This window comes from Streptomyces sp. NBC_00986, assembly GCF_045162565.1.
Taxonomy (GTDB): Bacteria; Actinomycetota; Actinomycetes; order Streptomycetales; family Streptomycetaceae; genus Streptomyces.
In genome coordinates this window covers 8,292,135-8,306,109 of sequence record NZ_CP108733.1, presented here as the reverse complement: position 1 = coordinate 8,306,109, position 13,975 = coordinate 8,292,135, and the positions used below count along the sequence as shown (strand labels likewise).

Below are 13,975 nucleotides of genomic sequence, written 5' to 3'. Positions count from 1 at the left end.
ACGCGGACCGGGTAAGGGGGTTACTCCGCTTCCGGCGATGCGCTCTCGGCCGCCGGACGGGAGGTGCGGCGCCTGCGGACGACCAGCACCGACAGCGCGGCCGCCACCAGCAGGCCACCGGCCGCCAGGCCGATCGGCAGCGCGGCCGAAGTGCCGTTGCCACCACCGGAGTTGTCGGCTACCGGCTCGGCGGACACCGAGGGGTGGGCCGACTGTTCCTCCGGGGTCTCGCTCGCCGTGGGCGTGGTGCCGAGGTCCGGCAGTGCGGGCAGTTTCGCGTCGTCGGTGAGGACTACGGCAAGGGACACCGGGTCCATGTCGGTGCCCGCCGGGTACATCCCGCCGAAGGCCTTCACGCCCTGCGCGGTGAGTTTCGCGGGCGCCTCGGTGACCTTCGCCAGGCCCTTGGCCGCCTTGAAGCCCTTGGCCGTGAAGGTGACCAGCGGGACCTTCTTGCCGGTGAAGTCGGCGCCCGCGCCATCGGTACCGGTGACATCGGCGTAGAGCGTGCCCTTGCCGTCCTCGACCGCCGCCCGGACACCGCTGAGCGTCAGATCGAGGCCCTCCGCGCCGGTGAAGCGCACCGCGCCCTTGAACGAGGCCGTCAACTCCCCGTTCTTGTACGTCCCTTCACCACCCGGGAAACGGAAGAGGGCGCCGCCGTCCTCGGCTCCCGCCGACAGAGTCCACTTGCCCTTGGCGATGTCCCCGGTGACGTACTCCCGGAAGGTGCGGCGCACGCCCCAGTCGACGGCACCGTCCGCGATCGCGCCGTTCTGCGCCTTTTTCGGATCCTCCTTCGCGGCGGACCTGGCGGGGGTCGGGGTGGGGGTGGCGGTCTTGGTGGCCGCGGCCTGCACGTCCGCCGAGAGGCTCACCGGGTCCAGCGCGGTGCCGGCCGTGTAGTAGCCGGCGAAGGACTTCGCGCCCTGTGCGGTGAGTATGGCGGGCAGGTTGTTGAGGACGACCGCGTTGCCGCCGCCCTTCATGTCGATGCCGCCCAACGAGAGCGAGGCGAAGGGCACTTGAGAGGACGTCGTGACCGCCCCCGTGCCCTTCGCCTTGCTCGTGATGTCCAGGTAGAGGGTGCCGGTGGAGCCCGAGATACGGACCGTGGGGCGGCTCAGGGTGAGGTCGAGTTCGTAGCTGCCGTCGGTCTTCCTGTGGCCGACGAAGTGCACCCCGCCCGCGAAGGACGAGCGGAACGCGCCCGTCGAGCCGTCGTACGAACCCGTCGCCGAAGGGAAGCGGAACTGGCTGCTGCCCACGGTCGCCGCGCCGCCCGTGAGGGAGTAACTCCCGCTCGCGATGGGGCCGGTGACGTAGCTCTGGAACGAGGACTTGATGCCCCAGTCGAGCCGGCCACCCTGCACGGTACGGCTCTCGGCGTGGGCGAGGGCCGCGGGGAGCAGGGCGGCAAGGACGGTCAGGACGGCCGTGCACACCACGGTGACCAGGGCTCTTGGGCGCGCGGGCATGGGTGGGTCCTCCGGATGACGACTGCCGGTAGCGAACGAAGGTAAGGCTAACCTAAGCTTTCCTCACCTGAAACGACAGTGCCCGAGAGATGTCGAGAGATGCCGAGAGAGACGGACGGGACCGTGCCACGCTTGCGCACACGACTGGCGGGAGCACTGTTGTCCGTGCTCGCGCTCACGCTCACCGGATGCGGGGGCGCGGCCACGTCCGCGGCCACCTCCTCGGCGAAGGCCTCCGCACCGGCCAACCGCGTGGAGCCGCTGACCGACACCCCGGACCCCCGACTCCCGGTCACCGTGAGCTCCGCCGACGGCAAGAAGGTCACCGTCGAGAACGCGCGGCGCGTCGTCCCGCTCTCCGGCAGCCTCAGCGAGATCGTGTTCACGCTCGGGCTCGGTGACCGGGTCGTGGCCCGGGACATCACCGCGACCTTCCAACAGGCCGCGAAACTCCCCCTGGTGACCCGCAACCACGACGTCTCGGCGGAGAGCGTGCTGTCCCTCAAGCCCGACCTCGTCCTCGCCGAGACCACCACCGGACCGTCCGAGGCGATGGGTCAGATCCGCGCCGCCGGCATCCCGGTCCTTGTCGTCGACCCGGCGAAGGGGCTCTCGGACGTAGGTCCGCGTATCCAGGCGGTGGCCGACGCGCTCGGCGTACCGGCCGCGGGCAAGGAGCTGACCAAGCGCTCCGAGGACCGGATCGCCGCTGTCCGCAAGGCGATTCCGCGGCACAAGGAGAAGCCTCGGGTCGCGTTCCTGTATCTGCGCGGGTCCGCCTCCGTGTATCTCATCGGCGGCAAGGGCTCGGGCGCGACCTCCCTCCTGGAGGCGGCCGGGGCGGTCGACGCGGGTGCGGAGTCGGGCCTGAAGAAGGACTTCACCGCCATCACCACCGAGGCGCTCGCGCAGGCCGCGCCCGACGCGATTCTCGTCATGACCAAGGGACTTGAGTCGGTCGGCGGCCTCGACGGACTGGTGAAGATCCCCGGTGTCGCACAGACCCCGGCCGGGATGAACCGGCGGGTCGTGTCCATCGAGGACGGGGTGCTCCTCAACTACGGGCCGCGCACCGACCAGGTGCTCAGGTCGCTGGTGGACCAGTTGTACGGAGGCGGGAGCGAATGACCGTACTGGACAAGGGGGTTGAGGCAGCCCCCTCCTCAACTCCCCCGCGAAGACGGCGCAGTAGAGGCTGGATGCTCACCGTCGGGCTGCTGCTCGCCCTGTTGATCCTGGTGCCGGTGGCCGCCGGACTGGGCGCGTATCCGATCCCGACCGGGGACGTCCTGGCCTCGGTGCAGCACCAACTCGGGCTCGGGGGCAGGGCGTTGGACCGCGTGCCGGAGTCGGTCCTCTGGAACGTGCGCTTCCCGCGGATCATGCTTGCGCTGCTCGTCGGGGCCTCGCTGGGGTGCGCGGGGGCGTTGATGCAGGGCGTGTTCGGGAATCCGCTCGCGGAGCCGGGGGTCATCGGGGTGTCCTCGGGGGCGGCGGTGGGCGCGGTCGCGGTGATCGCGTTCGGGCTCGACTTCCTCGGGACGTGGACGGTGTCGGCGGTGGCGTTCGTCTCCGGGCTCGCCGCGGTGCTGCTGGTCTACGCGATGTCACGCTCGGGCGGGCGTACGGAAGTTGTGACGCTGATCCTGACCGGGATCGCGCTGAACGCGTTCGCGGGGGCGCTGATCGGGCTGTTCCTGTTCTTCGCGGACACGGCGGCCGTCAACCAGATCACCTTCTGGCAGCTCGGTTCGCTCTCGCAGGCGACCTGGCCGAAGGTCCTCGCGATCCTTCCGTGCGCGGCGCTGGGTCTGGCCCTCGCGCCGCTGTACGCCGGCCGCCTCGACCTCCTCGCCCTCGGTGAACGCCCCGCCCGCCACTTGGGAGTTGACGTCGAACGGCTCCGGATCATCCTGGTGCTGGTCATCGCCCTGCTCACGGCGGCGGCGGTCAGCGTCTCCGGGATCATCAGCTTCGTGGGGCTCGTCGTACCTCACCTGCTCCGCATGGCGGCGGGGCCCGGCCACCGTTTCCTGATCCCGGCCGGCGCGCTGCTCGGTGCGCTGGTGCTGCTGGCCGCGGATCTGACGGCTCGGACGATCGCGGCGCCGGCGGAACTTCCGCTGGGTGTCTTGACGGCCCTTCTCGGCAGCCCGTTCTTCTTCTGGCTGCTGCGCAGGACGCGGCGCAGGCAGGGGGGTTGGGCGTGAACCAGGTTCCCGGGAACCCTTGCCGGCCGCGGCTTCAGGTTGCCGGGGGTCCTCCACCGTTTCCCGGCTGAGACTGCCACTGGATGCGCGTTGGGGGGTGCGGGTCGTCGGTGGCTGGTCGCGCAGTTCCCCGCGCCCCTGAAGGGGCGCTCAGGTTGCCCGGCGGATCAAGTACGACGCGTCTTTGTCCGCCGCTCCGTTCCGCCTCCGCCTCTCCTCCAACGCCCTCCGAGTCTTCTCCACCACCCCGTTCCACCTCCGCGCCCTCTCCGCCGCCCGCCAACTCTTCTCCGCCGCAACGACGCCCAGCCCCCGCGAACCATCCCGGCGGTGCCGAACAGCCCTCACCCCTCCCTCCCTCACAAGGAGCCCGCGCATGAGACTCCTGCGCAGCCGCCCCGTACCCCCCGCCCCCGCCGAACCGGGTGACGTCCTCGCCGAGGCTGAAGACCTGCACGTCCAACTCGGCGGGCGCGCCGTCCTTCACGGCGTCTCCGTGTCCGTCCGCGCCGGGGAGGTGCTTGCCCTCGTCGGGCCCAACGGGGCTGGGAAATCAACCCTGTTGGGCGCACTCGCCGCAGACATTCCACCAGTCACCGGTGTCGTACGGATCAACGGGCGGCCCGCCACGGAGTGGTCCGCGCCCGAACTCGCCCTTCGGCGCGCCGTGCTTCCCCAATCGGCCACGCTCTCCTTCCCGTTCACGGTCGAGGACGTCGTACGGATGGGGCGGGCGCCGCACGCCACCGGCCCGGCCGAGGACGAGATCGCCGTAGCCGAGGCGATGGCGCGCGCGGAGGTCACCAGCTTTGCTCTACGGCCGTTCTCCGCGCTCAGTGGTGGTGAGCGGGCCCGGGTCGCGCTCGCGCGGGTGCTGGCTCAGCGGGCGCCGCTGCTGTTGCTCGATGAGCCGACCGCCGCGCTCGATCTGCGGCATCAGGAGCTGGTCCTGCGCCTGTGCCGGGAAAGGGCGCACGCGGGGGACGCGGTGGTCGTGGTGCTGCACGATCTCGCGCTGGCCGCCGCCTACGCGCACCGGGTCGCGATTCTGCGCGCCGGTCGTGTCGCCGCCGACGGCCCGCCGGGTGTCGTATTCACCGAGGAGTTGTTGTCGGACGTCTACGACCAGGCAGTCGAGGTGTTCCCGCATCCGCGCACGGGGGCGGTCGTCGTGACGCCGAAACGCCTCGCTTGACCTTCCCTTGACCATCCCTTGCCGTCCGTTTTCCGCCATCGAGATCAAGCCGTGTCTGTGATTTTTCTGTGGGCAGTGAATACCGGACCGGACGGGTATGACTGAGGTAAGCCTCAGGTAAGTTAGGGCAGCCTCACCACACTGCCCCAACCCAACACCTCGTCACACACTTCCGCTTGGAGCCTGCATGCGTGCCGTCCGACTTCCCGTCGCCACCGCCGTCGCCGCCGCGGCCGCACTGACCGCCGTCACGGCGTGCACCGCGAAGAGCGACGCCAAGGACGGCGACGCGATCCAGGTGACCGCGGCCGACTCCAAGTGCACGACCTCGGCGAAGTCGATGCCGGCCGGACAGGTCACGCTGAAGATCGAGAACACCGGCTCGAAGGCGACCGAGGTCGAGATCCTCTTCCCGGACGACCGGATCGTCTCCGAGAAGGAGAACATCGGGCCGGGGACCAAGTACACGCTCACCGCCGAGGTGAAGGCGGGGTCGTACGAGATCGCCTGCCGGCCGGGGATGAAGGGTCACGGTGTGCGGCAGAAGCTGACCGTCACCGGGGGCAGCGTCGCCAAGCGGGATCCGAAGCTGGACGCGGCCGTCGCCGCCTACCGCGAGTACGCGCAGGAGCAGGCCGACGCGACGATCCCGAAGGTGGAGACGTTCGCGAACGCCATCAAGGCGGGCGACCTCACCGCCGCCAAGAACGCCTACGCGCCCTCCCGTTACGGCTGGGAGGCCACCGAGCCGATCGCCGAGTCGTTCGGGGACATCGACCCGAAGACCGACACCCGCGTCAACGACCTGGAGAAGGGCCAGAAGTGGACCGGCTGGCACGCGCTGGAGAAGGCCCTGTGGACCGACAAGAAGACCGGTGCCGAACAGAAGGCCCTGGCCGCCGAGTTGGTCACGGATCTGAAGGACTGGCAGAAGCGCGTCGGCAAGGCCGAGATCACCCCGACCTCCATGGCCAACGGTGCCAAGGAACTCCTCGACGAGGTCGCCACCGGCAAGGTCACCGGTGAGGAGGACCGTTACTCGCACACCGACCTGAGCGACTTCAAGGCCAACGTCGAGGGCGCGCAGAAGGCGTACGAGCTGCTGAAGCCGGTCGCGCAGAAGAACGACGCGGCCCTCACCACCGAGCTGGACAAGCAGTTCGCGGCGCTCGACACGCTGCTCGACAAGTACCGCTCGACCTCGACCTCGGACGGCTTCGTGTCGTACGACAAGGTCACCACGGACCAGCGCAAGGAGCTGTCGGACGCGGTCAACGCGCTTGCGGAGCCGCTGTCGAAGCTCGCCGCCGCCGTCGTGAAGTAGGGCTGAGATGACCGACGTTCAGAAGAGCGAAGTCCAGGAGAGCGAAGTTCAGGAGAGCGGTTCGCCATCCCGTCGTTCGCTCATCGGCTGGGGCGGTGCCGGGCTCGCGCTCGGTGCCGTCGCGGCCGGTGGTGCGGTCGCGATGACCCGGGTCGGCGACAACGTCGATCCGGCCGGTGCCGACACCGGTGCCGCGGTCGCCTTCCACGGCGCGAACCAGGCCGGCATCGCCACGCCCGTGCAGGACCGGCTGCACTTCGCCGCGTTCGACGTGAAGACCGACGACCGCGCCGAGTTCGTGCGGATGCTGAAGGACTGGACGGCCGCCGCCCGCCGGATGACCGGTGGGCACGCGGTCGGCGACGGGGCCTACGGTGGGCTCGCCGAGGCGCCGCCGGACGACACCGGTGAGGCGCTGGGGCTGAAACCCTCGCGGCTGACGCTGACGATCGGCTTCGGGCCGTCGTTCTTCGACCACTTCGGGCTGAGCGGCAGTCGTCCTGACGCCCTCGTCGATCTGCCGCAGTTCCCCGGCGACAACTTCGACAAGTCCCGTACGGGCGGCGACCTTTGCGTCCAGGCCTGTGCGGACGATCCGCAGGTCGCCGTGCACGCGATCCGCAACCTGGCCCGTATCGGGTTCGGCAAGGTCGCCATCCGGTGGTCCCAACTCGGGTTCGGGAAGACCTCGTCGACGACCCCGGGGGCCCAAACCCCCCGCAATCTCATGGGGTTCAAGGACGGCACCCGCAACATCGCGGGGACCGAGACCGACCGGCTGAAGAAGTTCGTGTGGGTGGGCGAGGGCGACACCAGCGCGAAGTCGGCCTGGATGACCGGGGGTTCGTATCTCGTCGCCCGGCGGATCCGGATGAACATCGAGACCTGGGACCGGACCTCGTTGCAGGAGCAGGAGGACGTCTTCGGGCGGGACAAGGGCGAGGGCGCTCCGGTCGGCAAGGCGAAGGAGCACGACGCGCCGTTCCTGAAGGCGATGAAGCCCGACGCGCATGTGCGGCTCGCGCACCCCGACTCCAACAGCGGGGTCACGATCCTGCGCCGGGGCTACTCCTTCACCGACGGCACCGACGGCCTCGGCCGTCTCGAAGCGGGCCTGTTCTTCCTGGCCTACCAGCGTGACGTACGCAAGGGGTTCATCCCGCTGCAGCGGAGGCTGTCGGCGTCCGACGCGCTCAACGAGTACATCCAGCACGTGGGTTCGGCGGTCTTCGCCGTTCCGCCGGGCGTCCGTGACAAGGACGACTGGTGGGGCAGCACGCTGTTCTCCAAGGACGCGAAGGAGTCGTAGACCGTGTTCTCGAACTATCTGATCGGTCTGCGCGAGGGCCTGGAAGCCAGTCTCGTCGTCTGCATCCTGATCGCCTATCTCGTCAAGACCGACCGGCGGGACGCGCTGAGGCCGATCTGGATCGGCATCGTCGTCGCCGTCCTCATCGCGATGGGCTTCGGGTGCGCGCTCGAATTCGGCTCGCAGGAGATGACGTTCCAGGCGCAGGAGGCGCTCGGCGGTTCGCTGTCGATCCTCGCGGTCGGTCTGGTGACGTGGATGGTGTTCTGGATGCGGCGCACCGCCCGGCATCTGAAGGCCGAACTGCACGGCAAGCTGGACGCGGCGCTCGCGATGGGCACAGGCGCGCTGGTCGCCACCGCGTTCCTCGCCGTCGGCCGTGAGGGCCTGGAGACCGCGCTGTTCGTGTGGGCGTCGGTGCACGCGGCGAGCGACGGCACCCCGCGCCCGCTCGTCGGCGTAGGACTGGGGCTGGCCACGGCCGTGTTCCTGGGCTGGCTGTTCTACCGGGGCGCGTTGAAGATCAACCTCGCGAAGTTCTTCACCTGGACCGGGGCGATGCTGGTCGTCGTCGCGGCGGGTGTACTGGCGTACGGCTTCCACGACCTGCAGGAGGCCGACTGGCTTCCTGGGCTGACGAAGCTGGCGTTCGACATCAGTGACACGATCCCGCCGGACAGCTGGTACGGCACCCTCCTGAAGGGCGTCTTCAACTTCCAGCCGGACCCGACCGTCCTGCAGATCACGGTGTGGCTGCTGTACCTGGTCCCCACGCTCGCCCTGTTCTTCGCCCCGGTAGGGTTCGCCTCCGGGAAGGGGAAGGTGAAGACACCTGATGAGCAGGGATCGCAGCCCTCGAAGGCTCCGCAGGCTTGACCGGCGCGTACTGATAGCGGCCTCGGTGACCGCTTTGTCGCTGACGGCGAGCGGTTGCGTGGTGGTCCACGGCGAGCGGGAGGTCCTCCCGGCCACCACCCGTGCCGAGGCCGCGACAGCGCTCCAGCAGTTCACGACCGCGTACAACGCGGCCGACAAGGCGTACGACAGTTCCCTGGACGCGGCTCATGTCACCGGCGCGCTCGGTGACATCGACGCGGCGCGGCTGAAGGCGGGGCACACCAACTCGCCGTCCGGGAACGCGAGTTACTCGCCGCTGGAGCTGACGGACGCGAAGTTCACCATCCCGAAGAAGGCCGGCTGGCCGCGCTGGTTCGTGGCCGACACCGCCGCCAACAAGGGTGGCGGGGCCCGGTGGTTGCTGGTCTTCACGCGCAACGACCTCTCCGAGCCGTGGCAGGTGGCGTATCTCACGCTGCTCGCGCCCAGCGCCGTACCGAAGTTCAAGACCGACAAGGACGGCTGGGCGGAGGCCGTACCGGCGAACTCGGCCGAACTGGCCGTCGCGCCCGGCAAGTTGAGCCAGAGCTACGCGACGTATCTGAAGAGCGGCGGGGCGGACTTCGCGGACGGCGCGCACACCAGTGGGTGGCGGGCGGACCGGGAGAAGGCCACCAAGCCGGGGCTGGCCGTCCAGTTCCTCGACCAGCCGCTGACGAGCGGTGACTACGCGCCGCTGGCGCTGCGTACGGCGGACGGCGGGGCGCTGGTGTTCTTCACCACGCGGTACTTCCAGAAGGAGACCGCGGCCGAGGGCACGTCGGTGCCGACGCAGAACAAGGACGTCCAGGCGCTGACGACGGGTGAGGTGGAGCAGTCCCTCACCCTTCAACTCATCTCCAACGAGGTGGCGTTGGACCCCAAGCGGGGCGGGAAGGTGTCGGTGCTCGGGCGGATCGAGGGGCTGACCTCGGCGCAGGGCGGCTGACCTCAGGAGGTCAACGGCCCAGCGGCCAGGCCGAGTTCGCGTGGTCCGGCTCCGCTCCCGCGTGGCGGGCGCAGGCGTCCGTGAGGGTTTCGAGGAGGGTCAGCGGGTCCGGCAGGGGATGCTCGGGGCCGCGTACCCAGTGAACGGACTGGTTCTCGCCCGGGAGTTGGGCCGGGGGGACAAGGACGTAGGAGCCGCGGCAGTGCCAGCGCAGGCCGGGGTGTTCGTCCATCGTCTCGGGGTGGCAGTCCAGTTCGCACGGCCACCACTCGTCCTCGTCCTCGGGGGTGCCCCGGGTGAGAGTGAAGAAGAGCAGCCGTCCGTCGTCGCTCGCGGCGACCGGACCGACGTCGACACCGGCGGCGAGCAGCCGCTCCAGTGCCTCGTGGCCCGCTTCGAGGGGGACGTCCAGGACGTCGTTGACCATGCCGGTCGCGGTGATGAAGTTGGCCTGCGGCTGGTGGCGGGCCCAGCGCTCGATCTGGGCGCGGTCCGTGGTGGACTGCGTCTGCCAGGCGAACGACACGGGGTGGCGGGCAGGTGTGGGGCAGCCCACACGGTCGCACGAACATCGGTAGCCCGGGGCCGGGTGCGCGGCGGGCGCGAGCGGCAGTCCCGCCTCGGCGGCGGCCAGCAGCAGCGCCTCGCGTCCGCTGCCGTCGTCGGGGGCCTCCTGCGGGCGGCGTCCGCGCAGCCACGAGGAGAGTTTGCCCTGCCGACCGGTCCGGCCACCGAACGTCGCGCTCATCTATCTCCTCGCCCTGCCGTCTTGCCCTGCCGTTGTGCGGAGAAGTCCTGCCGTTGTGCGGAGAACTTCCCCTATGGTCCCACCATCCTGCGCCTTGAGAGGCGGGACCTCGTATCCGGGGTGGGTGGGACGAGACACACGTGTGACACTTTCGGCGTAAGTGTCACGCTTTTTCCGGCCAGGGGTCTCCCCAGCTCACGTCCCGGGCCGCCTTGTACAGCTCGCCGTGGCGTTTGGTGACCATCGTGCGGCGCAGCTGTTCGTCGGTCTCGCAGAGGTCGAGGAGTACCTGGCCCTTGCGGATCTGCGGGCGGCGTACGACGCGGGCGGGGGCGGGTTCGACGGGGAAGCGGGCGGCGGCCACGTAGCTGAACTTCTCGTCCTCGTACGGCAGGGAGCCGCCCTTGACCTGGCGGTGCAGGGAGGAACGGCTGACCCGTGCCGAGAAGTGGCACCAGTCCTCGCCGGGGGTGATCGGGCAGGCGGCGCTGTGGGGGCAGGGGGCGGCGATGTGGAAACCGGCGGCGATGAGCTGGTCCCGGGCCTCGATGACGCGGGCGTAACCGGCGGGGGTGCCGGCTTCGACGATCACGACTGCCTGGGCTGCGGATGCGGCGGCGTCGACGAGGGCGGTGCGGTCGGGGGCGGTGAGTTCGTTGAGGACGTAGGAGACGGTGACGAGGTCGGTGGGGTCGAGGGTGAGCGCGGATCCGATGCGTGCGCGTTGCCAACTGACCTGGCTCAGCGCCGGGTTGGTGGCGGCGATCTCCTTACCCAGGGCGAGCGCGGGCTCGGCCCAGTCGAGGACTGTCACCGGGCGATCACCGTCCCAGGTGGCGGCTACGGCCCAGGTGGCTGCGCCGGTCCCGCCACCGACATCCACGTGTCCCTGCGGGGCCCAGTCGGGTACGGCGTCCGCGAAGGCGTCCAGCGCGGAACGTACGGCTTCGAAGGTCGCCGGCATCCGGTACGCCGCGTAGGCCGCCACGTCCGCACGGTCCCGCAGGATCGGGGCGTCGGTCGGGGTGACCCCCCGGTAGCTGGCGATCAGCCGGTCCACAGCACCGGCGGCCTGCCTGGGCGGAAGCCCGTCGAGCAGGCGGGCCAGAGCGGTACGCAGGGTTTCGGCGGGAGCCGCGGGGTCGTTCACCCGCCGATTCTAAGTGCCCCGGGGTTCCAGCCGAGGTCCCTGGGGGCTCCGCCCCCAGACCCCCGAGGCCTATGCCCACCCACCGCCCATGGCGGGGCATTGAAAGGCTCGGCTCACAACCCCGACCCACCCGGCAACTCGACGAGCCCCCCGCACACCCCTCAAACACAGCCCCGCTACCGAAGGGGCGCGGGGCTGTGACATCAGCGGCTCCGCCGCGGGGCGCGACCAGCCCCCACCGGGCCGCACCACACACCACAACCGGCACCCCGTCACCCCCTGACCGCCCGAGCCACCCTCGTCCCCGCAGCCGCCCGAGGCCCACTGTCCGCCCCCCGTCTCCGCGGATGCACCGTGTTCGCCAGCAACACCAAAAACGTGTCCGTAGCCGGGTCCAGCACCACCGACGTCCCCGTGAACCCCGTGTGCCCCACCGCCCCCCGCCCCGCCAACTCCCCCATGAACCACGCCTGATCGACCCCGAAGCCCAGCCCCGGCGGGGTCAGCAGCAGCTCCACGAAGTCGGATCCCAGGATGCGGGCGGGGCCGTAGGAACCCCCCGCCAGCAACGTGCGGCAGAAGATCGCCAGGTCTCGGCCCGTCGAGAAGAGGCCCGCGTGGCCGGCCACGCCACCCAACGCCCACGCGTTCTCGTCGTGGACGACCCCCCGCAGCATCCCCCGGTCCGCCTTGGCCCACGGGCGGCGCTGGTCCTCCGTCGCCGCCGCGCCCGGGCACGGGCCGAAGTCCGTAGACGTCATCCCCAGCGGGCGGGTGATGCCGTCGTGGATGAGAACGTCCAGCGTGCGGCCGCTGATGCGTTCCAGGACGAACTGGAGCAGGAGGAGGTTCAGGTCGGAGTAGACGTACTCGCCCGGCTCCCCCACCGGCGCCTCTGTTCGGAGCATCGACAGGCGTTCGGCGTCGTCGACACAGTCGTAGAGCGGGAGTTCGGGGCGCAGACCCGAGGTGTGCGTGAGGAGTTGGCGGACTGTGATGCCGTGGCGGGCCGCGGCCCGGAAGTCCGGCAAGTACGCGCCCACCCTCGCGTCGATGCCCAGCGTGCCCCGCTCGATCTGCTGCATCGCCGCCACCGCCGTGAACAGCTTGGTCACGGAAGCCAGGTCGAAGGGGGTGTCCACCGTGGTCGGGACGCGGGACGCCGGCGGCAATTCGACGCCCCGGTCGGTCTCCGGGTCGTAGGCCGCATACCGTACGGCCCAGCCCGCCGCCTCCTCCACGGCGATCACCGGGCCGCGGCCGGCGACCACGACGGTGCCCGCCGCCCAGGGGCGGTCGCCGGTGGTGAGGTCGTGGACCTGCCGGACCAGGTGGCGGAGCTCCTCGGGGTCGAGGCCGGCCCGTTCCGGGGTGTCGTTGCGCAGTCTCGGGGCGCTCAGCTCCCCACTCCCTCCGCGGTCGTACGTGTGTTCCAAGGACGGCACATTCCCACGAAGCAGGCCACCGCCACCAGTGCGGCCACCAGTTGGACGACCGCCATCGGGACGGCGGTGTGCTCGCCCGCGATGCCGACCAACGGGGAGGCGATCGCACCTATCAGGAAGGATGACGTGCCCAACAGCGCGGACGCCGAACCCGCCGAGTGGCGCGTGCGCATCAACGCCAGGGTCTGGGCGTTCGGAAGCGTCACGCCCATCGCCGACATCAGGACGAAGAGCCCCGCCGCCACCGGAACCAGGCCCACCTCCCCGAACGCTCCCGTCGCCATCAGCAGCAGCGCCGTCGCCGCCAGCAGCACCACCGCCAGTCCCGCGCCCAGGACCTTGTCCATCGAGACCCTGCCCACCAGCAGTTTTCCGTTGATCTGGCCCACTGCCACCAGGCCTACCGAGTTGATGCCGAAGAGGAGGCTGAAGGTCTGCGGGGTCGCGCCGTAGATCTCCTGGACGACGAAGGGGGACGCCGAGATGTACGCGAACAACGCCGCGAAGGAGAAGCCGCCGGTGAGCATGTAGCCCGTGAAGGGGAGGTCGGACAGGAGGGCGCGCATGCCGCGCAGGGCCTCCGCCGTGCCGCCCGCGTGGCGGTCCGCCGGGGCGAGGGTCTCGGGGAGGCGGGTCCAGACGAGGACCGCGAGCGCCGTCCCGACGAACGTCAGGACCACGAACACGCCCCGCCAGTCCGTGACCCGCAGGATCTGGCCGCCCACCAGCGGCGCGACGATCGGGGCCACCCCGGAGACCAGCATCAGGGTGGAGAAGAAGCGGGCCATCGCCACACCGTCGTACAGGTCGCGTACGACCGCCCTCGCGATCACTATTCCGGCCGCGCCCGCCAGGCCCTGGACCAGTCGGAAGGCGACCAGGGATTCGACGTTCGGCGCGATCGCGCACAGGGCCGTCGCCACGACGTAGACCGCGAGGCCGGTCAGCAGCGGGCGTCTGCGGCCCCACTTGTCGCTCATCGGGCCCACCGCCAGCTGGCCCAGCGCCATGCCCGCCAGGCAGGCGGTGAGCGTGAGTTGGACGGTCGCGGCGGGGGCGTGCAGGGAGCGGGTGACCGCCGGGAGCGCGGGGAGGTACATGTCCATCGACAGCGGCGGGGTCGCCGTGAGGCCGCCGAGGACGAGGATCATGAAGAGGCCCGCGCGACGGGTCGACTTCAGCGATGACGGTGACGACGGTACGGCGGACTGCGGCACGGCCGGCGTCTGCGCCCCCTGCTCGGGCATGTGCCCCTCCCTCTCCGAGTGATCCGCCACCTATGCTCTCAGGT

General features: G+C 70.4%; 12 protein-coding genes. 7 read left to right on the top strand and 5 right to left on the bottom strand.

Translation table 11 applies throughout. The features are described 5' to 3' along the window. Positions 1–20: 20 nt before the first annotated feature. Complete coding sequence (locus OG504_RS37175) at positions 21–1,478, bottom strand: HtaA domain-containing protein (RefSeq protein ID WP_405993725.1); 1,458 nt, start codon at positions 1,476–1,478, stop codon at positions 21–23. Between the two features lie 99 nt (positions 1,479–1,577). Here OG504_RS37175 and OG504_RS37170 point away from each other — a divergent pair, with 99 nt between their 5' ends. The 7 genes from OG504_RS37170 to OG504_RS37140 all read left to right on the top strand — a co-directional run bounded on the left by OG504_RS37170 (position 1,578) and on the right by OG504_RS37140 (position 9,341). Further along, positions 1,578–2,606 carry a hemin ABC transporter substrate-binding protein gene (locus tag OG504_RS37170; RefSeq protein ID WP_405993724.1) on the top strand — a complete coding sequence of 343 codons (1,029 nt, stop codon included), beginning with the start codon at positions 1,578–1,580 and terminating at the stop codon, positions 2,604–2,606. Beyond that, positions 2,603–3,688, top strand: coding sequence for a FecCD family ABC transporter permease (locus OG504_RS37165; protein ID WP_405993723.1), 1,086 nt, complete (start codon positions 2,603–2,605; stop codon positions 3,686–3,688). The genes OG504_RS37170 and OG504_RS37165 overlap by 4 nt, the downstream gene beginning before the upstream one ends. 376 nt (positions 3,689–4,064) lie before the next feature. After that, entirely contained in the window at positions 4,065–4,883 is an 819-nt protein-coding gene (locus OG504_RS37160) for a heme ABC transporter ATP-binding protein (protein ID WP_405993722.1), read from the top strand. Positions 4,884–5,070: 187 nt separating this feature from the next. After that, positions 5,071–6,207, top strand: coding sequence for an iron uptake system protein EfeO (efeO, locus tag OG504_RS37155; protein ID WP_405993721.1), 1,137 nt, complete (start codon positions 5,071–5,073; stop codon positions 6,205–6,207). Between the two features lie 7 nt (positions 6,208–6,214). Continuing rightward, positions 6,215–7,516 carry an iron uptake transporter deferrochelatase/peroxidase subunit gene (gene efeB, locus OG504_RS37150; RefSeq protein WP_405993720.1) on the top strand — a complete coding sequence of 434 codons (1,302 nt, stop codon included), beginning with the start codon at positions 6,215–6,217 and terminating at the stop codon, positions 7,514–7,516. Between the two features lie 3 nt (positions 7,517–7,519). After that, on the top strand, positions 7,520–8,392 hold the full coding sequence (efeU, locus tag OG504_RS37145) for an iron uptake transporter permease EfeU (RefSeq protein WP_405993719.1): 873 nt from the start codon (positions 7,520–7,522) through the stop codon (positions 8,390–8,392). After that, positions 8,352–9,341 carry a hypothetical protein gene (locus OG504_RS37140; protein WP_405993718.1) on the top strand — a complete coding sequence of 330 codons (990 nt, stop codon included), beginning with the start codon at positions 8,352–8,354 and terminating at the stop codon, positions 9,339–9,341. The genes efeU and OG504_RS37140 overlap by 41 nt, the downstream gene beginning before the upstream one ends. 10 nt (positions 9,342–9,351) lie before the next feature. Here the strand turns inward: OG504_RS37140 and OG504_RS37135 are convergent, their stop codons facing one another. From OG504_RS37135 to OG504_RS37120, 4 genes are all read right to left on the bottom strand, one after another. Next, positions 9,352–10,089 (bottom strand): bifunctional DNA primase/polymerase, encoded by a 738-nt coding sequence (locus OG504_RS37135; RefSeq protein WP_405993717.1) that lies wholly within the window; start codon positions 10,087–10,089, stop codon positions 9,352–9,354. A gap of 163 nt (positions 10,090–10,252) precedes the next feature. After that, positions 10,253–11,239, bottom strand: a complete 987-nt coding sequence (locus OG504_RS37130; RefSeq protein ID WP_405993716.1) for a small ribosomal subunit Rsm22 family protein — start codon at positions 11,237–11,239, stop codon at positions 10,253–10,255. 272 nt (positions 11,240–11,511) lie between these two features. Further along, positions 11,512–12,684: a serine hydrolase domain-containing protein gene (locus OG504_RS37125; RefSeq protein WP_405993715.1), complete on the bottom strand. Its 1,173-nt coding sequence runs from the start codon at positions 12,682–12,684 to the stop codon at positions 11,512–11,514. After that, positions 12,636–13,931 (bottom strand): multidrug effflux MFS transporter, encoded by a 1,296-nt coding sequence (locus tag OG504_RS37120; protein ID WP_405993714.1) that lies wholly within the window; start codon positions 13,929–13,931, stop codon positions 12,636–12,638. Before OG504_RS37120 ends, OG504_RS37125 begins: the two co-directional genes overlap by 49 nt. Between the last annotated feature and the right edge of the window lie 44 nt (positions 13,932–13,975).